This window comes from Robertmurraya siralis (assembly GCF_005502275.1).
Taxonomy (GTDB): domain Bacteria; phylum Bacillota; class Bacilli; order Bacillales; family Cytobacillaceae; genus Robertmurraya; species Robertmurraya siralis.
This window is the reverse complement of record NZ_SWLZ01000003.1, coordinates 300,807-325,307: the sequence shown is the minus strand read 5'-3', so window position 1 is coordinate 325,307 and position 24,501 is coordinate 300,807. Positions and strand designations below refer to the sequence as shown.

Annotated in this window: 27 protein-coding genes; 26 read left to right on the top strand and 1 reads right to left on the bottom strand. The window is 39.1% G+C overall.

Annotated features, from left to right (window positions below; genetic code table 11):
• Window positions 1–78: 78 nt before the first annotated feature.
• From aroC to FCJ93_RS06535, 17 genes are all read left to right on the top strand, one after another.
• A complete protein-coding gene (aroC, locus tag FCJ93_RS06610) occupies window positions 79–1,251 on the top strand; it encodes a chorismate synthase (RefSeq protein WP_137743176.1) in 1,173 nt (390 codons plus the stop codon).
• The gene (aroB, locus tag FCJ93_RS06605) at window positions 1,251–2,330 is read left to right on the top strand and encodes a 3-dehydroquinate synthase (RefSeq protein ID WP_095306542.1); all 1,080 of its coding nucleotides are present in this window, start codon (window positions 1,251–1,253) and stop codon (window positions 2,328–2,330) included. The genes aroC and aroB overlap by 1 nt, the downstream gene beginning before the upstream one ends.
• A gap of 20 nt (window positions 2,331–2,350) precedes the next feature.
• Window positions 2,351–2,716, top strand: coding sequence for a chorismate mutase (gene aroH, locus FCJ93_RS06600; protein WP_095306541.1), 366 nt, complete (start codon window positions 2,351–2,353; stop codon window positions 2,714–2,716).
• Window positions 2,717–2,743: 27 nt separating this feature from the next.
• Window positions 2,744–3,847: a histidinol-phosphate transaminase gene (gene hisC, locus FCJ93_RS06595; protein ID WP_137743175.1), complete on the top strand. Its 1,104-nt coding sequence runs from the start codon at window positions 2,744–2,746 to the stop codon at window positions 3,845–3,847.
• 113 nt (window positions 3,848–3,960) lie between these two features.
• Complete coding sequence (locus FCJ93_RS06590) at window positions 3,961–5,067, top strand: prephenate dehydrogenase (RefSeq protein ID WP_095306595.1); 1,107 nt, start codon at window positions 3,961–3,963, stop codon at window positions 5,065–5,067.
• Between the two features lie 13 nt (window positions 5,068–5,080).
• The gene (aroA, locus tag FCJ93_RS06585; protein WP_137743174.1) at window positions 5,081–6,367 is read left to right on the top strand and encodes a 3-phosphoshikimate 1-carboxyvinyltransferase; all 1,287 of its coding nucleotides are present in this window, start codon (window positions 5,081–5,083) and stop codon (window positions 6,365–6,367) included.
• Between the two features lie 388 nt (window positions 6,368–6,755).
• On the top strand, window positions 6,756–7,658 hold the full coding sequence (locus FCJ93_RS06580; RefSeq protein WP_095306538.1) for a hypothetical protein: 903 nt from the start codon (window positions 6,756–6,758) through the stop codon (window positions 7,656–7,658).
• Window positions 7,659–7,884: 226 nt separating this feature from the next.
• Window positions 7,885–9,147, top strand: coding sequence for a tetratricopeptide repeat protein (locus FCJ93_RS06575; RefSeq protein WP_095306537.1), 1,263 nt, complete (start codon window positions 7,885–7,887; stop codon window positions 9,145–9,147).
• 91 nt (window positions 9,148–9,238) lie between these two features.
• Window positions 9,239–9,778: a ReoY family proteolytic degradation factor gene (locus FCJ93_RS06570; RefSeq protein WP_095306536.1), complete on the top strand. Its 540-nt coding sequence runs from the start codon at window positions 9,239–9,241 to the stop codon at window positions 9,776–9,778.
• A gap of 169 nt (window positions 9,779–9,947) precedes the next feature.
• A complete protein-coding gene (locus tag FCJ93_RS24800) occupies window positions 9,948–10,115 on the top strand; it encodes a hypothetical protein (protein ID WP_170211221.1) in 168 nt (55 codons plus the stop codon).
• 70 nt (window positions 10,116–10,185) lie between these two features.
• Window positions 10,186–10,650: a YpiF family protein gene (locus FCJ93_RS06565; protein ID WP_095306535.1), complete on the top strand. Its 465-nt coding sequence runs from the start codon at window positions 10,186–10,188 to the stop codon at window positions 10,648–10,650.
• A gap of 150 nt (window positions 10,651–10,800) precedes the next feature.
• Entirely contained in the window at window positions 10,801–11,307 is a 507-nt protein-coding gene (locus tag FCJ93_RS06560; protein ID WP_095306534.1) for a QcrA and Rieske domain-containing protein, read from the top strand.
• Window positions 11,308–11,310: 3 nt separating this feature from the next.
• Entirely contained in the window at window positions 11,311–11,985 is a 675-nt protein-coding gene (qcrB, locus tag FCJ93_RS06555) for a menaquinol-cytochrome c reductase cytochrome b subunit (RefSeq protein WP_095306533.1), read from the top strand.
• A gap of 52 nt (window positions 11,986–12,037) precedes the next feature.
• On the top strand, window positions 12,038–12,808 hold the full coding sequence (locus tag FCJ93_RS06550; protein ID WP_137743173.1) for a menaquinol-cytochrome c reductase cytochrome b/c subunit: 771 nt from the start codon (window positions 12,038–12,040) through the stop codon (window positions 12,806–12,808).
• A 357-nt stretch (window positions 12,809–13,165) separates the two neighbouring features.
• Window positions 13,166–13,759 (top strand): lipoprotein heptaprenylglyceryl N-acetyltransferase LhaT, encoded by a 594-nt coding sequence (gene lhaT / locus FCJ93_RS06545; protein ID WP_095306531.1) that lies wholly within the window; start codon window positions 13,166–13,168, stop codon window positions 13,757–13,759.
• A gap of 85 nt (window positions 13,760–13,844) precedes the next feature.
• On the top strand, window positions 13,845–14,633 hold the full coding sequence (gene ypjB / locus FCJ93_RS06540; protein ID WP_137743172.1) for a sporulation protein YpjB: 789 nt from the start codon (window positions 13,845–13,847) through the stop codon (window positions 14,631–14,633).
• A gap of 180 nt (window positions 14,634–14,813) precedes the next feature.
• A complete protein-coding gene (locus tag FCJ93_RS06535; protein WP_137743171.1) occupies window positions 14,814–15,497 on the top strand; it encodes a zinc metallopeptidase in 684 nt (227 codons plus the stop codon).
• 168 nt (window positions 15,498–15,665) lie between these two features.
• On the opposite strand, the gene FCJ93_RS06530 is transcribed toward FCJ93_RS06535, so the two are convergent.
• Complete coding sequence (locus tag FCJ93_RS06530) at window positions 15,666–16,541, bottom strand: YitT family protein (RefSeq protein ID WP_095306594.1); 876 nt, start codon at window positions 16,539–16,541, stop codon at window positions 15,666–15,668.
• Window positions 16,542–16,719: 178 nt separating this feature from the next.
• On the opposite strand from FCJ93_RS06530, the gene FCJ93_RS06525 reads away from it, so the two are divergent.
• From FCJ93_RS06525 to panC, 9 genes are all read left to right on the top strand, one after another.
• Window positions 16,720–17,061, top strand: a complete 342-nt coding sequence (locus FCJ93_RS06525; protein WP_095306528.1) for a nucleotide pyrophosphohydrolase — start codon at window positions 16,720–16,722, stop codon at window positions 17,059–17,061.
• 5 nt (window positions 17,062–17,066) lie between these two features.
• On the top strand, window positions 17,067–17,867 hold the full coding sequence (dapB, locus tag FCJ93_RS06520) for a 4-hydroxy-tetrahydrodipicolinate reductase (RefSeq protein WP_095306527.1): 801 nt from the start codon (window positions 17,067–17,069) through the stop codon (window positions 17,865–17,867).
• 151 nt (window positions 17,868–18,018) lie between these two features.
• Window positions 18,019–18,438, top strand: coding sequence for a methylglyoxal synthase (mgsA, locus tag FCJ93_RS06515; protein WP_095306593.1), 420 nt, complete (start codon window positions 18,019–18,021; stop codon window positions 18,436–18,438).
• Window positions 18,431–19,144 (top strand): bacillithiol biosynthesis deacetylase BshB1, encoded by a 714-nt coding sequence (gene bshB1 / locus FCJ93_RS06510; RefSeq protein ID WP_137743170.1) that lies wholly within the window; start codon window positions 18,431–18,433, stop codon window positions 19,142–19,144. The genes mgsA and bshB1 overlap by 8 nt, the downstream gene beginning before the upstream one ends.
• Complete coding sequence (gene bshA / locus FCJ93_RS06505; protein ID WP_095306525.1) at window positions 19,141–20,286, top strand: N-acetyl-alpha-D-glucosaminyl L-malate synthase BshA; 1,146 nt, start codon at window positions 19,141–19,143, stop codon at window positions 20,284–20,286. The genes bshB1 and bshA overlap by 4 nt, the downstream gene beginning before the upstream one ends.
• Window positions 20,283–21,485 (top strand): CCA tRNA nucleotidyltransferase, encoded by a 1,203-nt coding sequence (locus FCJ93_RS06500; protein WP_095306524.1) that lies wholly within the window; start codon window positions 20,283–20,285, stop codon window positions 21,483–21,485. Before bshA ends, FCJ93_RS06500 begins: the two co-directional genes overlap by 4 nt.
• Window positions 21,470–22,450, top strand: a complete 981-nt coding sequence (locus FCJ93_RS06495) for a biotin--[acetyl-CoA-carboxylase] ligase (RefSeq protein ID WP_095306523.1) — start codon at window positions 21,470–21,472, stop codon at window positions 22,448–22,450. Before FCJ93_RS06500 ends, FCJ93_RS06495 begins: the two co-directional genes overlap by 16 nt.
• Before the next feature lie 337 nt (window positions 22,451–22,787).
• Window positions 22,788–23,624, top strand: a complete 837-nt coding sequence (gene panB / locus FCJ93_RS06490) for a 3-methyl-2-oxobutanoate hydroxymethyltransferase (protein WP_095306522.1) — start codon at window positions 22,788–22,790, stop codon at window positions 23,622–23,624.
• On the top strand, window positions 23,621–24,466 hold the full coding sequence (gene panC / locus FCJ93_RS06485; protein ID WP_137743169.1) for a pantoate--beta-alanine ligase: 846 nt from the start codon (window positions 23,621–23,623) through the stop codon (window positions 24,464–24,466). Before panB ends, panC begins: the two co-directional genes overlap by 4 nt.
• The last annotated feature ends 35 nt before the right edge of the window (window positions 24,467–24,501 follow it).

Below are 24,501 nucleotides of genomic sequence, written 5' to 3'. Positions count from 1 at the left end.
AATTTTTTACTATTCTTCTTTACGTACGTATGTTATATTGGTACATAATCCTTTAATGAGTTGAAGGAGGAAAGAGTTATGAGATACATAACAGCGGGAGAGTCACATGGCCCCCAATTGACAACGATTATCGAAGGATTGCCGGCAGGAATGCCTTTAGTGGCTGAAGAAATTAATGAGCAATTAGCACGTCGCCAAAAAGGATATGGCCGCGGCCGAAGAATGCAAATTGAGAAAGATACTGTTCAAATAACGAGCGGAGTGAGACATGGCTTAACTCTCGGTTCTCCAGTAGCATTGGTGGTTGCGAACGATGACTGGAAGCATTGGACAAAAATTATGGGGCAAGAGCCACCTGACCTTGAGGATGGTGAAGAAGTAAAACGGAAAATTACGCGCCCACGACCTGGACACGCTGACTTGAACGGTGGTCTCAAGTATGGACATCGCGATTTACGCAATGTTCTGGAGCGTTCATCAGCACGCGAAACAACCGTAAGAGTAGCTGCTGGGGCAGTTGCAAAGAAGCTGCTATCTTTGTTAGGTATTGAAGTAGCATCTCATGTGATTGAAATTGGTGGAATTAAAAGTGAAGTTAGAAAGTACGAATCGATGGACTCATTAAAGGAAATTGCTGAAAATTCCCCTGTTCGATGCTTAGATGCAAATGCTGAGAAAGCGATGATGAAGGCGATTGACGAAGCAAAGGAAAATGGAGATTCAATCGGCGGCATCGTTGAGGTGATCGTGGAAGGGGTACCTGCAGGAGTGGGGAGTTATGTTCATTTTGATCGCAAGCTTGATGCTAAGCTTGCCGCAGCTATTGTTAGTATTAACGCGTTTAAAGGTGTAGAATTCGGCATTGGTTTTGAAGCCGCAAGAAAACCTGGGAGCGCAGTACATGATGAGATTGTGTGGGATGAGAAGAAAGGCTATTCTCGAAAAACAAATCGATTAGGTGGATTCGAAGGCGGGATGACTACCGGGATGCCGATAGTCGTTCGAGGGGTGATGAAGCCAATACCAACATTATATAAACCGCTTCAAAGCGTGGACATCGATTCGAAGGAGCCTTTTTCAGCCAGTATTGAACGTTCAGATAGCTGTGCGGTTCCGGCAGCTGCTGTTGTCGCCGAACACGTTGTTGCATGGGAAATAGCGTCAGCGATTGTGGAGCAATTTTACGCTGATAGACTGGACACATTGATAAGCACGATTGAACAGCAGCGTACGTTTGCGAGGGAATTCTAATGGAGTCGCTCCAAATTCACACTGATTCTAGAAGTTATCCGGTTTTTGTCGGAGAAGGGGTCATATCTGCCCTTCCAAACTTTTTAAAAACGCACTTCCCTTCATTGACGAAGGTAGTCATTTTTACAGACGGTAATGTCGGGGAAAGGTATTTACCAGCTTTGGAAAGTGTCCTCACTGAGTTTCACCCATATACCTATATCATTCCAAATGGTGAATATGCAAAAACCTTCGATGTTTACCAAAGCTGTTTAACTTATTGTTTAGAAAAAAAATTGGACCGTAAATCGTTGGTAATAGCATTTGGTGGAGGCGCTGTTGGTGATCTCAGTGGTTTTGTCGCCGCTACTTTTATGAGAGGAATTCCTTTTGTTCAAATGCCCACTACGATTCTTGCCCATGATAGTGCGGTTGGTGGAAAGGTTGCGATTAATCATCCTTTGGGAAAGAATATGATAGGTGCTTTTTATCAGCCAGAAGCTGTCTTTTATGATTTAAACTTTCTTAGCAGCCTTTCGCACGTGGAAAGAAGATCAGGGTTCGCTGAGGTAATAAAGCATGGTTTGATCCAAGATGAGGCTTTTTACCAATGGTTACTTACAAATATTTCTGATTTAACGGCTCTTACTTTCGAACAACTAGAGTATATGCTAAAAAAAGGAATTCAGATCAAAAGTGTGATTGTTTCTCAGGATGAAAAGGAAAAAGGGATACGAGCTTTTTTGAACTTTGGCCATACATTGGGGCATGCGATTGAGGCTGAAGCTGGCTATGGAAAAGTGACCCATGGTGAGGCTGTATTAATCGGAATGTTGTTTGCATTGAAGTTAAGCAATAAATTGTTTAACACTTCGTTTCATTACGAAAAATTTAAAACTTGGGTGGAGCAGCTCGGTTATAACACATCGATTCCAGAGGGGTTACATCCTCAATCTTTGCTAGAGCGTATGAAGCAGGATAAAAAAGCGGTCGATGGCCATATTCAATATGTGCTTCTTGAAAGAATTGGAAAGCCTGTTGCCGTTCCGTTAGACGATCAATTTCTGCTAACTGAGTTAAAGCAGTTTCAACAAGATTGATGTTAAAGAGGTGAAAAATATTGATTAGAGGGGTTAGGGGAGCTACTACCATTGAGGAAAATGTCGAGCAGGAGATTGTCTCAGCAACAGAAAAGCTTATTCGGGAAATGATATTACAAAATGATATCGTGGCTGAAGCTGTTGCATCCGTGTTTATTTCGGTCACGGAGGATATTGATGGAGCGTTTCCCGCAAAAGCCTTAAGAAGAATCACGGGCTGGACCTATGTCCCTGTCATGTGCATGAGGGAGATTCCGGTTGAGAATTCTTTAAAAAACTGTATTCGAATCATGATACATATCAATACTGAAAAGAGCCAAAGAGAAATACATCATGTTTATTTGGAAAAAGCAATTAGTTTAAGACCAGATTTAAAGGACGAATGAAACGATCGCAGAGAGTGGTGAAAATCAATGAGATGGAAGGAAGAGCTTCTTCAATTGACTCCTTATCAACCGGGAAAATCAATTGATGAGGTGAAGAGACAATATGGACTTGAAAAAATAGTGAAGCTTGCTTCAAATGAAAACCCATTTGGGTGTTCGCAACAAGTATTAGATAAAATTAACCAATTTGCTGGTTCTCTGGCTCTTTATCCGGATGGGTATGCGACGGATTTGCGGGAAGCGTTGGCTAGTAAATTAGGTGTATCAGAAACACAAATAATATTTGGAAACGGTTCTGACGAAAATATCCAAATCATTTCTAGAGCTTTGCTGAGACCTGGATTTAACACGGTTATGGCAGCGCCGACTTTTCCTCAATATAAGCATAATGCCGTGATTGAAGGAGCAGAAGTACGGGAAGTCCCTCTTATTAATGGCGAACATGATCTCGAAGGCATGTTAAAACAAATGGATGAGAGAACAAATGTCGTATGGCTCTGTAGTCCGAACAATCCTACTGGCACTTATATTAATGAAAACAAATTATTATCCTTTTTAAAGAGGGTACCGCAAGAGACACTCGTCGTATTAGATGAAGCTTATTTCGAATACGTTGTAGCGGAAGACTATTACCATTCTATCGAACTGATAAAACAATTTGAGAATTTAATTGTGTTAAGGACGTTTTCGAAAATTTATGGATTGGCTAGTCTTCGCATTGGATATGGGATCGGCAGTGAAAAGGTGATTCGCGCTCTTGAACCGGCAAGGGAACCATTTAATACAAATACATTTGCGCAAATCGCCGCTACAGCTGCTCTCGAAGATCAAGCGTATGTGGATATGTGCAGACAGAGAAATCGCGAGGGTTTAGAACAATACTATCATTTTTGCGAGCAAGAGCAATTGTCTTATAGCAGGTCCCAGGGAAATTTTATTTTGATTGATTTCAAGGTGGATGGAAATGAAGTGTTCCAGTACTGTTTAGAAAGAGGATATATTGTTCGTTCAGGTGTAGCTCTTGGTTTTCCGACATCTGTCAGAGTGACAGTTGGCTCAAAGGAAGAGAACGATGAAATGATTGCCCTTATGAAAGCATTTATTTCTGAAAAGTCCCCGCTTAATAAGTAATAATGCTACATTTTTTTCAAATTCGACTCTAATAAATAAGCTCCTGCTCTATTCGGACCATTCATGGTTCCTATGAACAGGAGCTCTTAGCAATCATGAAAGCAGGTGTTCCCTTGAAAGGTCGTGTATTTATTATTGGGCTGGGGCTCATCGGGGGTTCATTGGCTTTATGTATAAAAGCTGAACATCCGAAAGCAAAGATTATTGGCTATGATATAAATAAGAAACAAACAAGGTTAGCGGCAATGCTTGGTGTCGTTGATGAAGTAGCGGAGGAAATAGAAACAGGTGCTGCTGAGGCTGACCTGATTTTAATTGCCACACCAGTTAAGAAGATTGAAACGATGATCGAACAGCTCTGTCATCTTTCTTTAAAGCAAGGTGTCATTATTTCAGATGCGGGCAGTACAAAAGTGGAAATTGTTAAAAAAGCAGCTTGTTTAAGGGACAAAGGCTATACTTTTGTCGGTGGTCACCCAATGGCTGGCTCACATAAAAGCGGAGTTCAGGCAGCTAAATCAATCCTTTTTGAAAATGCCTTTTATTTATTGACACCCGAGACCGATACGGATCCAGAGGCATTAGAAAGCTTGAAAATGTGGCTTAAAGGAACAAAAGCACGATTTTTACAAGTGCATCCTGCTGAGCATGATTATTTGACAGGAGTGATTAGCCACTTCCCTCATGTTATTGCTGCTTCTCTCGTTCATCAGGCAGAAAGAACAAGCAGGACGCAAAGCTTAGTCACAAGGCTTGCAGCTGGTGGATTTCGCGATATCACAAGAATAGCATCTAGCAGCCCACATATGTGGAAGGATATCTCTCTTCATAATAAAGATGTTCTTTTACAATTATTCACTGATTGGCAGGAAGAAATGGCAAGGGTTGCGAATATGTTAAGGGCTGAAAATGAGGAAGCTCTCCTTCAATATTTTTCTCGGGCAAAGCAGTTTCGTGATGAGATGCCTGTAAAAGAAAAAGGTGCAATCCCGGCATTCTACGATTTATTTGTCGATGTTCCCGATTACCCCGGGGTCATTTCTGAAATTACCGGCTACTTAGCAAAGGAAAAAATTAACTTAACGAATATTCGTATTCGTGAAACGAGAGAAGAAGTATACGGTATTCTTGTAATTAGCTTTCAAACAGAAGAGGATCGAGAAAGAGCAGAGCAGTGTATTCGCCATTATACCAATTACGAAACATCCACTGGGATATGAGAGGGGGATAAAAATGAAAACAACACCATTAGCGATAAACGCAGCAAAGCTTCAAGGCCATTTGCAAATACCAGGAGATAAATCTATTTCCCATCGTTCAATTATGTTTGGAGCTATTGCCAACGGAACGACTACAATAACGAATTTTCTAACAGGAGATGATTGTTTAAGGACGATTGCTTGTTTTCGAAAGCTTGGCGTTGTAATTGAGCAGGAGGGAGAGAGAGCAGTTGTCTTTGGCAAGGGTTTCACTGGATTAAATGAACCAAGTGAAGTGCTTGATGTTGGAAATTCTGGAACGACGATCAGACTTATGCTTGGAATTTTAGCTGGGCGTCCGTTTTTTTCTACGCTCATTGGAGACGAATCTATAGGGAAGAGACCGATGACAAGAGTCACTAAACCGCTTTTAAGTCTAGGTGCTAACATTGATGGGAGAAGTGGTGGTGAGTACACTCCGATTGCGGTAAGAGGGGGAGGTCTCACAGGGATTGAGTATCGCTTACCGGTGGCAAGTGCTCAGGTGAAGTCTGCAATTCTTTTGGCAGGCTTACAAGCAGATGGAGAGACAACTGTTATTGAAACTTCCAAAACTCGCGATCATACAGAAAGAATGATTCAGCATTTTGGCGGTAAACTCGAAGTTGATGGTCTTACGATTAAAGTGCAAGGTGGGCAACCTTTACAGGGAACGAATGTTGAGGTTCCAGGAGATATTTCATCAGCTGCTTTCTTTCTTGTAGCGGGAGCCATTGTTCCGAATAGTGAAATTATGTTGAAAAATGTAGGGCTTAATCCAACAAGAACAGGCATTATAGATGTGATGCGAGAAATGGGAGCTGACTTGCAAGTAAAGAATGAACGAGAACAATTTGAGCCTGTCGGTGATGTAATCATAAAAACTTCAACCCTTAAAGGAACAACGATTGAAGGAGATATGATCCCACGCCTAATTGATGAAATTCCAATTATTGCCTTATTGGCTACGCAAGCAGAGGGAGTCACAATTATTAAAGACGCTGAAGAATTAAAAGTGAAAGAGACGAATCGAATCGATACAGTGGTTCGCGAATTACAAAAATTAGGCGCGAAAATAGAATCAACAAATGATGGCATGATTATTTACGGAAAGCAGCAGTTGTTAGGCGGCACCGTAAGCAGTCATGGTGATCATCGAATTGGGATGATGCTGGCTGTTGCTTCACTGGTTTGCAAGGAACAAACGAACTTAGAGAATATCGAAGCAATTTCCGTTTCTTATCCTAATTTCTTTAACCATTTAGAAAGCCTGTTAAAATAGCACTTGCTAGGTGTTAAAAAGCCGGCGATTCCAGAGGTAAAAGAGATAGTCGAGCCCATATCGGCTTCGCCTACGAAAAAGCACTATTTGGAGTGGAAATCAATAAGGTTAAAAGACAGCAAAATAAGAAGAGCCAAAACTAAGCTTTTGGGACAACCTCTTCTTTTTTTGTTTGGACTTTGTTATATGTCGGTATTTATTTTTGGCTCATTCTCTCTTCACCTTTCAGCACAACTGAAAAGGCTTGTGAAACCATGGTCTCACATGAAATGAGCCAAAAATCGTATGCTCAACAATTGTGTTAAAAGATTTGTCTAAACTATAATCATGGAATAAATATTTTTGTACAAGCATAGTTTGTCATAAGACTGATTAAAAGGGTGGTTTTATGACCTATATTATCGAAAATGCTAATTTGCTAAAGAACGATAGGCTTGAGCAAAACTCCTTGCTGATTAAAGAGGATCGCATCGATTCGATCAGACCCTCCTTCGAAAGGTTCTCCTACATGAGAGTGAATGCAAGTTCCTTTGTAATGACGCCGCCCCATGTTCTCTTTTGTCCTCAATTTCCATCGAGACAGTCATTTCAAGTTATGAAAAAATTTTATATCGATAAACTTATTACAAGAGGAAGTACGATGTTTTTAACTTATGTGGAAATAGATAAAGAATATTTATTACGGCCTGTTTATAACAATATGAAAACAGCTCTATTAAATAGTCCTATTGATTATACGATAGGGGTGAAAATTCCACTCCGTTTACTCACAACGAGCTTTTTAATAAAATGCAAACGGGCTAAAATCCCAGCGATATTCGTTGAAGTAGAGGATGAGTGGGAGCTTAAGGAAGTACCATGGGGATGGTTGAGGGAGGCTATGTTTCCTTATAATAGCCCACTGATTCCTGTTTTTGTAGCAGAAACTGAAAAGCAAAGAATTCAGGCAGAAGTGTATTGGCAGGAGCTTTTATACATCGAGAAGATTCCATTTATCGGACACGAGTTAAAAGAGAATGTCCCGATTTCTCGTGAGGATTTATGCAAACTGGGTATTTATCCTGTAAAATCGGGTTTACATCATGGTGGTGAAGTTAGTTATAATTTATATTTGAAAGATGATTTGGAAAACGAAATTTGTGAAAAAGAGTTGTTTATGCAACTAAATGAGCGCCTGCTTGTAACCGTTCATAAAGGAATGGTAATACGTGCAGGCAAGGACGTTCAATTTAGACCGGGGTTTGGCGAGTATGTTGTTATCAAAACTCCAGCCTTTTTTAAAGTGAATTAATGAATAAGTCTTATTAGGAGTAGAATTTTGCAAATTCCATTATAATGAAGATAGGTAGTTAAGTTATAAAACGCAAGCCATTTGCTTTTGTAGAAGTAAAGCGGCTATAAATATGTAATATTCTTGTCCTTTTAATGATTGAGGAAATGATAAATTTCGTTTGCTGTGGATGACTTTTGAATGAGTGGTAGGTAACAAAAAAATAGGATTGTGAAAGGGTTGCTAAATGGAAAAAGTCAGTAAAATTATTACTTTATTGGAAAATGGTCAGCATGAAGAGGCCTTACAGAAATATAAAGCAATATTAAAAAGTGGAACAAACGATGAAAGGCTCCTTCTTGGAGAAGAATTATTTCATTATGGATTTCTAGAGGAGGCAAAATCATTATTTGAAAGGCTTCATGAAGCATATCCTGAAGAGGGGGAAATTCTTGTTACGATGGCTGAGATTTACCTTGAACAAGGGAAAGAGGATGAAGCCATTCAAGCTTTAGATAAAATAAAAGAAACGGATCCAAGTTATCCGGAAAGCTTGCTATTGCAGGCTGATTTATACCAAATGGAAGGACTATATGAAGTTAGTGAACAGAAGCTGTTAAAGGCAAAATCTGTATTACCGGATGAGGTTATTATTGATTTTGCATTAGGAGAGCTCTATTTAGAGCAAGGGAGATTTATTGAAGCCATCAAATCATATGAAAGAGTTGTACCAATTGAGCAAGAAATAGCAGGGGTCAATATTAATCAAAGACTTGGTGATGCTTATAGTGCAGGCGGTGCTTTTGAAGAAGCCCTTCCTCATTATAAAAAAGCCTTGGAAGCTGGTTTAGAAATTAATACCCTTTTTCATTATGCATTTACGGCTCTTCAGGCGGGCATGAATAAAACAGCGATTGAAAAATTTTCTGAGCTGAAAGAACTTGATCACGAGTATCACTCTCTCTATCTTTATTTAGCAAAAGCGTACGAGCGAGAAGAGGAACTTGAATTAGCTTTTGAAACGGTTCAAGAAGGACTCCGCTATGACGAATATAACAAGGATTTGTATTTTATTGGTGGAAAGCTGGCGCTTAAACTTAACAAAGAAAAAAGTGCAGAAGAGCTCTTAAGACAGGCTTTAGTTCTCGATCCGGAATTTATTGAAGCTGGTATAACGATTAATAAGTTATTCCTTCATCAAGAGAGATATGAAGATGTGCTAGAGATCGTTGCTATTTTTGAGTCAAGTGGAATCGAGGAACCGCATTTAATTTGGGATGCGGCGGCTTCATTACAAAATTTAGAAAAATATTCACAGGCATTAAACAAATACCAACTTGCATATAATTTTTTAAAGAACGATCAAGAGTTTCTCGCAGATTATGGATACTTTCTAATTGAAGAAGGAAAACGAGAAGAGGCTGCCGAAATATTTAATGTATTACTAACAAATGATCCAACAAACGAAGAATTCACAGAAGTTTTACAAAGGCTGTCTGATGAAAGCTGAGCCGTCTGAGAAGTATGCAAACCCGTTTGCAGCTAACGTGACCATCATTAGAAATTAATAAAAAATAGTTGTACGCAGAGGAGGGAAAATAATGAAGACCCCTGTATCTGTCAACGAGAAAAAAGATTTTATTCGCTGGTTCCTCAATCATTATCAACTGAAAAGACGTGAATGTGTGTGGATTTTAAATTATTTAATGAGTCATGATGGACTTATGGAAAAAGTGCATTTTGTTGAGCAGGCTCAATATTGTCCCCGCGGTTTAGTCATGTCCACTCATTGTGTTGATGAGGTACCTTTTCGTTTTTACAAAGAGAATGTCATGACAACAGATGCAGAGAAATCTTTTCACGATATTCGTTTAAATAGGGATGAAGAAATATTTATTCAACTTAATTTTCATGCATCCAATAAAGCGCATCAATATGCTGCTGTTTTAGAAGAGAATCCTTTCATGCCCAAAAGTCTGCAAATTAGTGAAAAGGATCGCCTTATCGCAGAAAAATTTCTGTCATCTACACTGAAAAATTTCCAACGAGAAAAATTGCTTCGTTTAATTGATGAGGCTTTAGACAATCAAGATAAAGCTGCTTTTGAAGAGTTAACCAAAAAACTTAACCGTTTAAGGTAGAACTGCTGCTGCGAAAAGAATATCAAAGTGGAAGCTGTGTCAAAAGGTTGTTAAAAAGGCCTTTTTGATATCAGCTTTTTCTTCTTAGTTAAATCTAAATAGAGCGCAATCATTTAACCTCGCTAATCCTTCGGCCGAAAAGCTCGAAGCTTTCAAAAAAGTTTGTTGAATGATTATTTTTGTTGAAGCAACAGGTTCTGCCTCCTGTGGGAAGTTGCTCGGTCCTGTCCGCGAAAAAGCTCCATCTGAAGGGAAAACAACAAGAAGCACAGACGGGACAAAACAAGAGGCATCCCAAAGAAGCAAGATGTTTGGACAACCTCTTGTTTTTGTATAGAATCATCTTTGTCCAGTTATTGTTGAAATGGTATGATTAAGTAAGAATTAATGAACTTGGAGTGATGGGAATGAAATGGGTTTCAAAAGATATGGATATGTATTTAGGTGCGAAGGAATATGTTGATACGGTTGTCCTGCCGCTACTGCCGATTTCGTTTGGCGATGATCTAAAACAAACTGCCTCCATGACAGAGTTTATTTCGCTTTTAACGATTCCTCTTGAGAGGCAATTTAAAGGAAGGCTCATGATGCTTCCTGGCTATACATATTTAAAAAGTGACTCTGATGACAGCCGTCTGCAGGTGATAAAACACTGGGAAACAGAGTTCAAAAAAAGTGGGTTTAAACATATGATTTATATAACATCTGATAGCGGTTGGAGAACGATAGAAGATAAATGTGAAGGCACGGTGATTTGGCTACCGTCTCTTCCATTGGAGAATATGGATGAAAAATATCGAAATTCAATTTTAGAGGATCAAATTGGACAATTGATTCATTTATTTGTGAAAAAGTGGCAAAATAATGACTAATGGAGATTTTAATCACTGAGTTCCAATCCTTTAGCGATTTATTATATTGACCTAAAGTATAGATTGATATATCATTGTTATGTCCTAGTTTTATATTGTGCCTAAATTATGTCCGTTGGACTACCATTTCATGATAGAGGGGGGAAAGGTATGAGCAAACAACGCGTAACAAGACGTCAATTCCTAAACTATACACTTACTGGTGTTGGTGGATTTATGGCTGCAGGAATGTTAATGCCAATGGTCCGATTTGCAGTTGATCCTGTTTTGAAACACAATGCAGCTGGCGATTATGTTGTCACGAAACAAAAGATTGATGAAATAACGAATGAACCAGTTCGTGTAGATTTCTCTTTTGAACAAAAAGATGCATGGTACACTTCAGAAGTAACAAATACTGCATGGGTATACAAAGATGAGAATGGTGAAATTGTCGCATTATCTCCAGTCTGTAAGCATTTAGGTTGTACGGTAGACTGGAATACGGATGCAACACACCCTGAACATTTCTTTTGTCCATGTCACAATGGACTTTATACAAAAGATGGTGTAAACGTACCTGGTACACCGCCAGCAGCGCCGTTGGATGTATATCCTTATAAAGATGTTGACGGTTATTTAGCTTTAGGTAAAGCAGAACCGCGAAAGGGGGCGTAATGATTGTTAAATAAGATTTATGATTGGGTAGATGAACGTTTGGATATTACGCCTTTGTGGCGGGATATTGCAGACCATGAAGTGCCTGAACATGTAAACCCTGCACATCATTTTTCGGCATTTGTTTACTGTTTCGGTGGGTTAACGTTCTTCGTTACTGTTATTCAAATTTTATCTGGTATGTTTTTAACGATGTACTATGTTCCAGATATAAAAAATGCCTGGGAATCGATTTATTATCTGCAAAACGAAGTGGCTTTTGGACAAATTGTCCGTGGAATGCATCACTGGGGTGCTAGTTTAGTTATCGTCATGATGTTTTTACATACGTTGCGTGTTTTCTTCCAAGGAGCTTATAAGAAACCGCGTGAGCTTAACTGGATTGTTGGAGTACTTATCTTCTTCGTCATGCTTGCCCTAGGTTTAACGGGTTATTTATTACCATGGGATATGAAAGCGTTATTTGCAACAAAGGTTACGATTACGATTATCGAGTCAGTACCATTTATAGGTGAGTACTTGAAGATTCTGATCGCAGGACATTCGGATATTATTGGTGCACAGACAATTACCCGATTCTTTGCAATCCATGTATTCTTCTTACCTGCTGCATTGTTTGCATTGATGGCTGCCCACTTCTTGATGATTCGTAAACAAGGTATTTCAGGTCCATTGTAAAATCGATTTATTCTCATGATTTCTGAATGACTTAAAGGAGGGGAATTGTTCAATGCATCGTGGAAAAGGTATGAAGTTTGTGGGAGATTCACGTGTCCCAGCTTCAGGTCGAAAACCGAATATTCCGAAGGATTACTCGGAATATCCTGGTAAAACAGAGGCGTTTTGGCCAAACTTTCTTTTAAAAGAATGGCTAATCGGTGCTGTTTTTCTCGTTGGATTTTTATGTTTAACTGCTGCGCATCAGCCACCGCTTGAGAAAATAGCAGATCCTAGTGATACAGCATATATTCCATTACCTGACTGGTACTTCTTATTCTTATATCAACTATTGAAATATTCATTTGCATCAGGTCCGTATAATATTATAGGTGTACTCGTTATTCCAGGGCTTGCCTTTGGTGCGTTATTATTGGCGCCATTCCTTGATAGAGGACCGGAGCGACGCCCATCTAAACGTCCATTAGCAACTGGATTCATGCTTCTTGCTGTTGCGGGAATCACCTATTTAACTTGGGAATCAGTAGCACACCACGATTGGGAAGCTGCGAAGCTTCAAGGCCAAATTGTTGCGGAGGCAGAAATCGATACGGAATCCGACGGTTACAAAATTTTTGAAGCAAATGGCTGTGTTACTTGCCACGGAGGAGACCTTCAAGGTGGAGCAGGTTCGCCGCCACTTATTGATACGGGATTAACGCCAGAAGAAGTAGCTGAAATTGCTAAAAATGGTCAAGGAGCTATGCCAGCTGGTTTATTCCAAGGTACTGATGAAGAGTTACAAATACTAGCTGAATTCATCTCTACTCTTGAAAGTGAATAATTATCTTGTTAAAAAGCTGACGATTTGTTCGTCAGCCTTTTTGTTGTGGTTTAGAAATGATCGATTTCGTAGCTGTGGATCATTTTTTTCAGCAGAAAAGCTTACTAAACATCAGGTACCGGTGAAATCATATTTGGATTTTTACAAATTAGGACCACACCGTAGTTACTGTCTTTTATTTGTACGGTGATAAGCATGTCGAACAGGAGCTTTGATTAATGGCAAAAGGGAAACAATTCGAATTTTAGTTCACGTCCTTTAATTCCTGTTTTAGTTCTTACAGGGCATTAACCAGTTTGTTTTTAGAGGAAATATGGTACTATAAGAAAGATGTGGAAATAAATGAGGTGAATATACTTGAAGTTGATCTACTCCATTTTAGCAAATCGCTCCATTTTATCGTTACTCCTTGTTATTAATTTTGTCGGGACAGTTTACGGCTACTATTGGTATAAAAGCCAGTTGGCAGATACTCCGCCGATTTTTCTACCATTCGTACCAGATAGTCCTACAGCAAGTCTTTTTTTCTTATTTGTTCTGCTTGCTTTTTTATTGGGTAAGAATTGGCCGTTATTTGAAACATTAGCCTTGGTCACGCTCTTTAAATATGGCATTTGGGCCGTCGTTATGAATGTAATCGTTTTTATCATGGCGGGGGAGATTGACGGAGTGGGTATGATGCTTGTTCTTTCACATGGAGCAATGGCAATCCAAGGTCTACTATATGCTCCATTTTACCGTTTTAAAATATGGCATCTTATTGTGGCTGCCATTTGGACATTACATAACGATGTGATTGATTATGTGTTTTTCATGATGCCTAGATATCATATGCTTAATGATTATATTGCGCAAATTGGTTATTTTACCTTTTGGTTAAGCATTGCTTCAATTGCGGTTGCCTATTATTTCGGGTTGCGAAAAGACCGTTTTACACTCCGGATTAAATGAAATAGCAGTTATATCAGCCAATATTTTTGGTCTAACCTTGTCCAACTTCACATACCATTTAATAGTAATGTGAGGAGGGACAGGTATGAAGCTGAAAGCTGCTATATTTTTTATTGTAATCCTTATAGTTGCACCAGTAACGATACAAGCAAACCATCATATTTCCTCTATTGAAAAGCTTGATCAAATTTCTGATGAAGCTCTACAATTGGTGAAGTCTTCAAGATATGACGATGCAAAAAAACTTCTTGAGTATTTTTCTAATGAGTTTCTTGCCTATACAATGGAAAATCACGGTTTCTCAATAGATGAACTACGGATTGTGACCCTTGCCCAAAATGAAGCAATAGAAGCAATGGGCAACGGCAGTATGGATCATGATGAGCGCATTAATCGAGTAACGAAATTTCGTCTTGCGATAGATGCGATTACCTCCACGAATCAGCCATTATGGACGGAGATGGAACGGCCGATGATGACGGTTTTCGGAGGAATGAAAGATGCGGCGATGCAAGGGGATGCAGAGAATTTCCATTCGCATTTGAATTCCTTTCTATCTCTTTATGAGGTGATTTATCCAAGTATGAAGCTAGATGTTCCTGTGCAAAGAGTTCAACAAATTGATGCAAGAATCCACTTTATTGATGAGTATCGACCAAGAGTATTAGCTGAAGAAACCGGGTTGCAGGAATTAGTCGCTTTAGAAACAGATTTAAGAGATTTGTTTAATCAGATGTCTGAAGATGAAGCAGATCCATCTCTTTGGTGGGTGATTATAACAACGGGCAGTATTATTATTGTTACATTATCCTATGTCGGCTGGAGAAAATACAAAGGAAATAAGGAACGGGAAAGAGCAAAGAAAAGAATGTAACAGATAGATAGATGTAAGGGGCTTTATAATTGACTCATTATAAAAACCTCTTTACAATATAATTAAGCATATTATCCTTATCCTCTTACTGGTAATGGAAAATATGACTTTTTTGTAAAAAAGCCAATGTGAAACAACGAAGAAATCTAAAAACAAAGGTAATGGAGGAATAAAAATAATATGGGATTTAGCTTTTTAATTTATTTTGCCTTGATCATTTTAATCCCGATCTGGGCCCAGTTGAAAGTCAAAGGCGCTTATAAGAAGTATTCACAGGTTCCCTCCTCATCGCATATGCGCGGGGCTGAAGTTGCAAGAAGAATCTTGGATACAAACGGTCTGTACGATGTGACTGTGGAAGAAACAAGAGGGCATTTAACGGATCATTATGATCCACGTTCAAAAACGGTTCGCCTCTCCTCTGAAAATTATCATGGGCATTCCGTTGCAGCTGCTGCAATTGCTGCCCATGAGGTAGGACACGCAATTCAAGATCAAGTCGACTATGCGCCATTGCGTATTCGCCATTCTTTAGTTCCTGTAGCAAACTTAGGTTCAAACTTTTCTTGGATTCTTATCATCATCGGAATGCTAGCAAGTTTGTCCAATTTAGTACTGCTTGGTATCATTTTCATGGCCGCAGCAGTAGTGTTCCAGCTCGTTACATTACCAGTGGAGTTTAATGCTTCAAATCGGGCTATGGATCAAGTTGTTTCATTAGGGATTATCAGAAATGATGAAGAAAAAGAAACCCGTAAGGTTCTTGATGCAGCCGCTTTAACTTATGTTGCAGCAGCCGCTGTGGCCGTATTAGAGCTATTACGACTCGTTTTAATCTATACAGGAATGCAAAGAAGCGAATAGATAGGAAAAAACCAAAGTGTAGACAAACTCGAAAGTTTTCGAGTTTGTCTACACTCTTTTTTGTTTTTTTTTAATAGGTAGAGTGTGTAAATTGATTGGAACGAAGAATGGTTCTTTCCACGGGTGGCTTTATGCTCCAATTGCGCCAGTTTTCTACCCTTGTTTAAATTATCTTTCAATCGGTTTTTTATTTTCATCAAGGGTGAAACCTTCGCCAAGTACATCATGAACAATACTGACAGATACAAAAGCATGGGGATCGACAGCTGTAATTAAATTTTTTAATCTGACAATTTCATTCCGTCCGACCACACAGTACAACACTTCACGCTCCTGTTTGGTGAATGAACCGTGACCTTTGAGGACGGTAACTCCCCGATCCATTTCTTTCATAATTTTTGCCGAGATCTCTTCATTTTTTTCTGAAATGATCATTGCGCCTCTAGCAGAATAAGCCCCCTCCTGCATAAAGTCGATCACTTTTGCTCCAACAAAGACAGCTACTAATGTGTACATCGCTTCTCGGTGCGATAAATAGAAAATAAGAGATAAGATAATAACGACAGCATCAAACATAAACATCGTTTTGCCCATGCTCCAACCGATGTATTTTTGTGCAAGCCTTGCAATAATATCGACACCGCCAGTAGTTCCGCCATAGCGGAATATGATTCCTAGTCCAATACCGATAAAAACACCGGCAAATAGAGCCGCAAGCGCTAAATCATCATTTAATGGAATAGCGATAAATGGATAGCGTTGGAACAACCAAAGGAAGATTGATACACTAACAGTTCCAATGATTGTATAAATAAAGACTTTTCTACCTAGCAGTTTCCAACCAATCAAAAATACAGGGATATTTAAAATTAAATTTGTGTAGGATGGATCAAATTTATAAAGAAAATAAAGCAATAGGGTAATTCCGGTGAAGCCTCCCTCTGCTAAATTATTTTCCATATTAAAGTGGACGATGCCAAATGAAAAAATGGCAGAGCCAATTAATATAAAGAAGATATTTTTCAGTTTAAGTCCAAAGGGCATTTCAACATTCCTCTCTTTCACATACTACTCCTCCAAAACGCTTTAATTATAAGGGAAGCCATAAAGAATGGCAACAACTGGAGAAAGAAAAAAATATTTGTAAAAGCTATTGTTATTATTTAATATTAACTTTAATGATGAATGTTTAATGACTGACATAAGTAGGAGTGGTAATAGCATGAGCCGAGATAAAACGATTAAGGAGATGCAAGCGGAAGTTGATACATATATTTCTCAATTTAAGGAAGGTTATTTCAGCCCTCTAGCGATGCTGGCAAGAATGACGGAAGAATTAGGAGAGCTGGCTCGTGAAGTTAATCATTATTACGGTGAAAAACCAAAAAAATTATCTGAAGATGAAAAAACGATTGAGGAGGAGTTGGGTGATTTACTCTTTGTGATCACTTGTTTTGCCAATTCTCTTAATATCAGTTTAGAAGAAGCACATGATCGAGTAATGCACAAGTTTAATACGAGAGATAAAGACCGTTGGACAAGGTTTGAAAATACAGGGGAGTGATGCACATGAAGAAAATAAAAGTAATAATAGCCGGCCCAAGAGGTAGAATGGGGAGAGAAGCAGTAAAATTAGTTGAAGCAACTGAAAATTATCAACTTGTTGCTGCGATAGACTATAAATATGATGGTAAGCTGCTGCGAGAAATAGAAGGTTTTCATGCTTTAGAAGTACCTGTATATGGGGATGTAGAAAAATGTCTTTCTGAAATTGAAGCAGATGTGTTGATCGATTTAACGACACCAGAGATAGGGATGCACCATACAAAAACAGCCTTATGGCACGGTGTTAGACCAGTGGTAGGAACAACGGGGTTTTCAAAAGAGGATTTAGCGGAGCTCCAAGCTACTTGTGAAGAGAAGGAGCTAGGCTGTATTATTGCGCCCAATTTCGCCCTCGGAGCGGTTCTAATGATGAAGTTTTCTCAAATGGCGGCAAAGTATTTTAAAGATGTTGAAATTATTGAGTTACATCATGATCAAAAGCTTGATGCTCCTTCAGGGACAGCAGTGAAAACAGCCGAAATGATTTCTGCTGTCAGAGAACAAAAAAGTCAGGGGCATCCTAATGAAAAAGAGACGATGCAAGGTGCTAGAGGGGCTAATTTTGAAGGGATGCATATTCATTCGGTGCGCTTACCCGGTTTAATAGCGCATCAGCAGGTGATGTTTGGTTCTGATGGACAGACACTCTCGATTCGCCACGATTCCTATAATCGTGCTTCCTTTATGTCTGGAGTCAAACTTGCGGTTGATACTGTAATGAAATTAGACACATTTGTCTATGGTCTTGAAAATATCATCGAATAAGTAGATAGCTGTAATGAAATAAAAATTAAGGTTTCACCAAATAAAGCTTCCAGATGCACCAAAAAATATCCAATTGAATAGATGGAGAAAATTTTTGGGGGATAGAACTAAGATATTTGTGAAAAGAGCAAATAGGAAAGAGGAGATAGCGATGAATATTGCATTAATTGCCCATGATAAGAAAAAAGACGATATGGTGCGCTTTGTCATGGCGTATGAAGAGATTTTAAAAAATCATACGCTATTTGGAACAGGAACGACAGGCCAAAAAATTATGGAATCAACCAATTTAAAGGTGCACCGATTTCAGTCAGGGCCACTTGGGGGAGATCAAGAAATTGGAGCTATGATCGCAAATAATCGAATGGATGTCGTCTTATTTTTTCGAGATCCACTAACAGCTCAGCCACATGAACCAGATGTTTCTGCTTTAATTCGATTATGTGATGTCTATTTAGTTCCGCTTGCGACTAATATGGGAACTGCGGAAGTGATTATTAAAGGTTTAGAACGCGGTGATCTATCTTGGCGTGAGATCATTGCAAAACGAAATGGTGAAGTGAATGAATGAGCAATTGGATATTTTAGCTTTTGGAGCCCACGCGGATGATGTTGAAATCGGCATGGGTGGGACAATTGCAAAATATACATCATGCGGTAAAAAGGTCGGTATTTGTGATTTAACACGGGCAGAGTTATCTTCCAATGGCACGGTGGAAGGAAGGCTTGCAGAAGCTAAGAGAGCAGCGGAGCGGCTGGGAGTAAAAGTTCGAGAAAACCTCAATCTTTCCGACCGGGGATTGTTCTTATCTGAGCAGTCAATCCAAGAGGTGGTAGCGCTCATTAGAAAGTACCGACCTAAGCTGGTGTGTACTCCGTATCATCTCGATCGCCATCCCGATCACGGGAATTGTACAAAGATTGTAGAAGAAGCCTTTTTCTCCGCGGGAATTCGAAAATTGAAAACAGCTCATCAATACGCTCCTTACCGTCCGAATAAGCTTATTTATTATATGATTAACGGGTTTCATAAGCCTGATTTCGTCATCGACATCTCGGATTTCATGGAACTAAAATTAGCGAGTTTAACTGCTTATGAAAGTCAATTTCAAAGAGGTCCTGAAACGGTGGAGACGCCATTAGTCAATGATTATCTTGAATCCGTCGAGGCGAGGGAAAGACTGTTCGGGAAAGAGGTTGGAGTCAAATATGCTGAAGGGTTTATCACCAAGACCCCCATATTGCTAAACAGGGATCTATTAGGAGAGCACGAATGACAAAAAAATTAAAAATAGGAATTACTTGTTATCCAACTGTTGGTGGATCAGGAGTGATTGCGACGGAGCTTGGAAAAATGCTTGCTGAAAAGGGCCATGAAATTCATTTCATTTCCTCAAGTCTTCCATTTCGTTTAAAAAAAATGTACCATAATATTTTTTACCATCAGGTTGAGGTCAATCAATATTCAGTTTTTCAATATCCACCATATGACATTGCTCTAGCAAGTAAAATGGCTGAGGTCATTAAACGGGAAAATTTAGACATCCTTCACGTTCATTATGCGATTCCACATGCGGTTTGTGCGATTTTAGCAAAGCAAATGAGCGGAAAGGATATTAAAATTATCACAACACTTCATGGGACTGATATAACGATTCTTGGTTATGATATGACTCTGACAGATGCGATTCGATTTGGGATCGAAAAATCAGATGCCGTTACAGCTGTTTCGAATTCTTTAATAAAACAAACATATGACCTTATAAACCCAGATAAACAAATTGTTCCTGTTTATAATTTTATTGATGAACGAGTGTATAGACGTACAGATGCTGCTTATTTAAAAGAAGAATTTGGAATACCAGAGGATGAAAAGGTCATGATCCATGTTAGTAATTTTCGCCCTGTAAAACGGGTACCTGATGTTGTGAAGTCTTTTGCAAAAATAGTGAAGCAGATGAAAGCAAAGCTGCTTCTCATTGGTGATGGACCTGAAATGTCCGTTGTCTCAAGATTGGTGGATCAATTAAAAATAAAAGACAAGGTTCTTTTCTTAGGAAAGCAAGATAATTTAGAAGAGCTTTATTCAATTAGTGATCTGATGCTTCTGCTCTCGGAGAAAGAAAGCTTTGGCCTTGTCGCACTGGAAGCAATGGCCTGTGGCGTCCCATGTATTGGTACAAACATCGGCGGTTTGCCAGAGGTAATAATAGACGGTGAAACAGGGTACATCTGTGAATTAGGGAATATAGAAGAAATTGCACAAAAAGCTTTGCATATATTAGCAGATTCAACGGTACATAAACGTTTTTCACAAGCATCGATCACTGCCGTTTTTGAGCGATTTAAAGCGGATTTAATAGTAAAGCAATACGAGGATCTTTATTACGAAACTATTCAAAAAGGGGAAAAACAATGAAAGCTCCTTTTCTAAAAGCCCTGCCAATTTTGCATAAATTAGAAGCTGCCGGATACGAAGCCTATTTTGTAGGAGGGGCAGTCCGTGACTTTTTGCTGGCAAGACCGATAGATGATGTTGATATTGCAACTTCCGCAACTCCTGAGGAAGTGAAGGAAGTATTTTCGAAGACGGTCGATGTAGGAATTGCACATGGTACTATTGTAGTTCTTTATCAGGGGGAGTCATATGAAATTACAACCTTTCGCAGTGAATCGGATTATGCTGATTTTAGAAGGCCAAATGAAGTCACGTTTATCCGTTCTTTAACAGAGGACTTGCGTCGACGGGACTTTACAATGAATGCGATTGCTATGAATAAGAATGGGGAGCTGATTGATCCATTTGCTGGGCAGGCAGCAATTAAGGCAAAGATGATAAAGACGGTAGGGAATGCTGGTGAGCGATTTCAAGAGGATGCTCTTAGAATGATGCGAGCGATTCGTTTTGTCAGTCAGCTTTCATTTTCTCTCGAAAAGGAAACGTATAATGCTTTAAAGGAACATAGTAAGTGGTTAGAAATGATTGCAGTTGAGCGAAAGACGATCGAATTTGAAAAACTGCTAAAAGGGGAAAATTATCAAATGGCAATAAAGCTCCTTATAGATACGGGACTTTATCGATTTTTACCAGGGTTTAAGGATAAACACAAAGAACTGGCAGCATTTTCACAGTTTGATCTAACAGGCCATTTTGCCATTAGCGAGTATTGGGTTTTACTTCTTTATCATTTTCATTTACCGAGAAATAACGTCGAGGCTTTTTTAAGATCTTGGAAGCTTCCCGTTAAGCAAATAAGAAGAGTGAAACTTGGATTAAGTTTGCTTACTCAGCGCCTTGATCATGAATGGAAATTAGAGGAGCTCTACCGTGCTGGCAAAGAATCTGCAATTCGGACAGAAAAACTTTTAAATGTTTTACAAGAACGGTATATAGATGCCAATATTGACGAACTAGAAGGAGTATGGCAACGGTTGCCGCTTAAAGAGAGAAAAGAGTTGGCCATAACCGGACAAAACTTATTGGAATGGTATCAATTACAGGGCGGACCGTGGATTGAAGAAAAGCTGCTGGCAATAGAAAAAGCAATTATTAATGGTGAACTCAAAAATGAACGGGTATCAATAAAGGAGTGGCTATTTACATGCAGTCAACCTTAAGGAAAAAACTGCTTGACGCATTTACTGAGCATGAAGGTGAATTTCTTTCAGGTCAATATTTAGCTGATTTGATGGGCTGTTCAAGAACTGCTGTGTGGAAACATATTGAAGACCTTCGCAATGAAGGTTTTGAGCTTGAGGCAGTAAGAAGAAAAGGCTATCGCATTATCCAAAAACCTGAGCATGTGAGTGCCAATGAGATTCGATTAGGGTTAAAAACCTCGCTCATCGGTCAACAAATTCATTACAAAGAATCAGTTGATTCGACACAAAAAGTGGCTCATCGACTTGGCATGGAAAACGCGCTTGAGGGAACGGTTGTCATCGCTGATGAGCAAATAGGTGGAAAAGGGAGAATGGATAGGAGATGGCATTCTCCTAAACATACAGGCATTTGGATGAGTGTCATATTAAGACCACAGATTCCACTTTCGATGGCACCTCAATTAACGCTCTTAACCGCGGTTGCGGTCGCTCAAGCAATTGTTGAAAATACTGGACTTGAGCCCCAGATAAAATGGCCTAATGACCTTTTAGTGAACGGCAAGAAAGTGACAGGTATTTTAACGGAATTGCAGGCTGAAGCAGACAGAATCAACTCAGTCATTATCGGAATTGGAATAAATGTTAATCAAGCGGTAACAGATTTCCCGGAAGGTTTAAGGGCGGTTGCAACCTCCCTTTCAATTGAAAAGGGGGAGCTTATTAATCGTGCTAGTTTAATTCAAACGATATTTTTAAAGCTTGAAAAACTTTATCTGCTTTATTTGGAAACAGGATTTCATCCCATTAAACTTCTTTGGGAAAGTTATGCAATTAGTATTGGCAAAACGATAACCGCACGCACGTTAACAGGAAATATAACGGGAAAGGCCCTTGGTATCAACGATGATGGCGTATTGAAAATCGAAGATAAAAACGGTGTGGTTCATAGCATCTATTCTGCTGATATCGAGCTAGGATAAAGAAATTTCCTAGCATTTTTTATGCTCGAGTATTTGCACGTTAACCAATTTTGCTTTTATTAATCGTAAAAACTCCTCTTTAGCCCAACCTTAGCAATCTAGTACTGTTTTATGCTAGGTAATTGTGCTGAAATTTGCTATAATTTTTTATGTGGGCAGTATCATTTTTGAACTGCACCTTGTTAAAGACGTTGTTTAAATGAATAATTATCTGCCTAGATCCAAATGGACAGGGACAGAGGGATGAAACAGGAATATGTTGCAAAGGGATCCTTCTGCGTTTTTTAGGATTCCTTTTTTGTTTATCTCCTCTTCCGATTCAAAAAGGAGGAAAATGATGAGAACTACAACCGATTTTCAAAAGATGAAGCAAGAGCATGATAAAATTGTCATGCTGACGGCTTACGACTTTCCATCAGCAAAGTTGGCGGAACAAGCTGGTGTTGATGTCATCCTTGTTGGTGATTCCCTTGGAATGGTCGTTTTAGGCTATGATTCAACAGTGTCTGTGACAATGGAAGATATGGTCCATCATGGAAAAGCTGTAAAAAGAGGAGCGATAGACACTCATATCATTGTTGATATGCCCTTTATGAGCTATCATTTATCAATTAAAGATACGCTTTTAAATGGAACGAGGCTTATTCAAGAAACAGGTGCTAATGCTGTTAAGGTCGAAGGGGCTGATGAAGTGGTAGCCCATATTAAAGCATTAACAAGAGCGGGAATTCCTGTCTGTGCTCACCTGGGCTTAACTCCACAATCCGTTGGAGTGCTTGGAGGCTATAAGGTGCAAGGGAAAAGTGCTGCAGCAGCAAATAAGTTAATTGAGGATGCAAAAAAATGTGAAGAAGCTGGTGCATTTATGCTTGTTCTAGAATGTGTACCAAAACAATTAGCAAAAGCAATCTCGCAAAGTTTGTCGATCCCGACAATCGGTATCGGAGCCGGGGCGGAGACTGACGGTCAGGTGCTTGTGTATCATGATATATTAATGTATGGTGTCGAGCGGTTACCAAAATTTGCAAAGCAATATACAAATTTGAATGTAGAGATTCAAAAAGGGATAGAACATTATATTTCAGAGGTAAAACAGAAAAGCTTTCCTTCTGATCCTCACAGTTTCATGATGAAAGAAGAAGAAATGCTGGGGCTTTATGGAGGTAAAAAATGAAAATTATTACAAACATTACCGAAATGCAAGCACTGGTGAAAGAGCTAAAAAATACGAATTCAATTGGCTTTGTTCCTACGATGGGTTATCTACATGAAGGACATTTGCAGCTTATTAGAAAAGCACGTGAAGTGAATGATATTACTATTGTCAGTATTTTTGTTAATCCGCTTCAATTTGGTCCAAATGAAGATTTTGCTTCGTATCCGCGCGATTTTGAACGGGACGTCAGCGTTTGTCGCGAAGAGGGTGTTGACATTATATTTAACCCTTCCGTTGCGGAGATGTATCCTAATCCCTTGTCTGTAAAGGTGTTAGTTCAAGCGAGGACGGATGTGTTATGCGGTGATTCAAGACCGGGGCATTTTGATGGTGTAGCAACTGTGCTGACAAAGCTATTCCATTTAATTTTACCCGATCGAGTTTACTTAGGGATGAAAGATGCCCAGCAAGTTGCCGTCGTCGAAGGACTGATTGCAGACTTAAATTTTCCAATTGAGCTGATACCAATTCCAACTGTCCGCGAAGAGGACGGATTGGCGAAAAGTTCCCGAAATGTAAATTTAAATTCTGAGGAAAGACAACAAGCTCCTGAAATATATCGAGCATTGCTAGAGGCAAGAAAAAAAATCGAAGCTGGTGAAAGAAATATTGAATCACTAGTTACGATGATAAAAAACAATATTACCAAAAAAACGAGTGGAACGATTGACTACGTTGAAATTTATTCCTTTCCGGAGCTTCAAACGATTGAAAAAGTGAAAGGGAAAATCATTATTGCAATAGCTGTTCAATTTACTAAAGCTCGTTTAATCGACAATATTGTCTTAGCTGTTGAGTAGAACAATTGATTATTCCAACGTAAAGAATGGAGGAA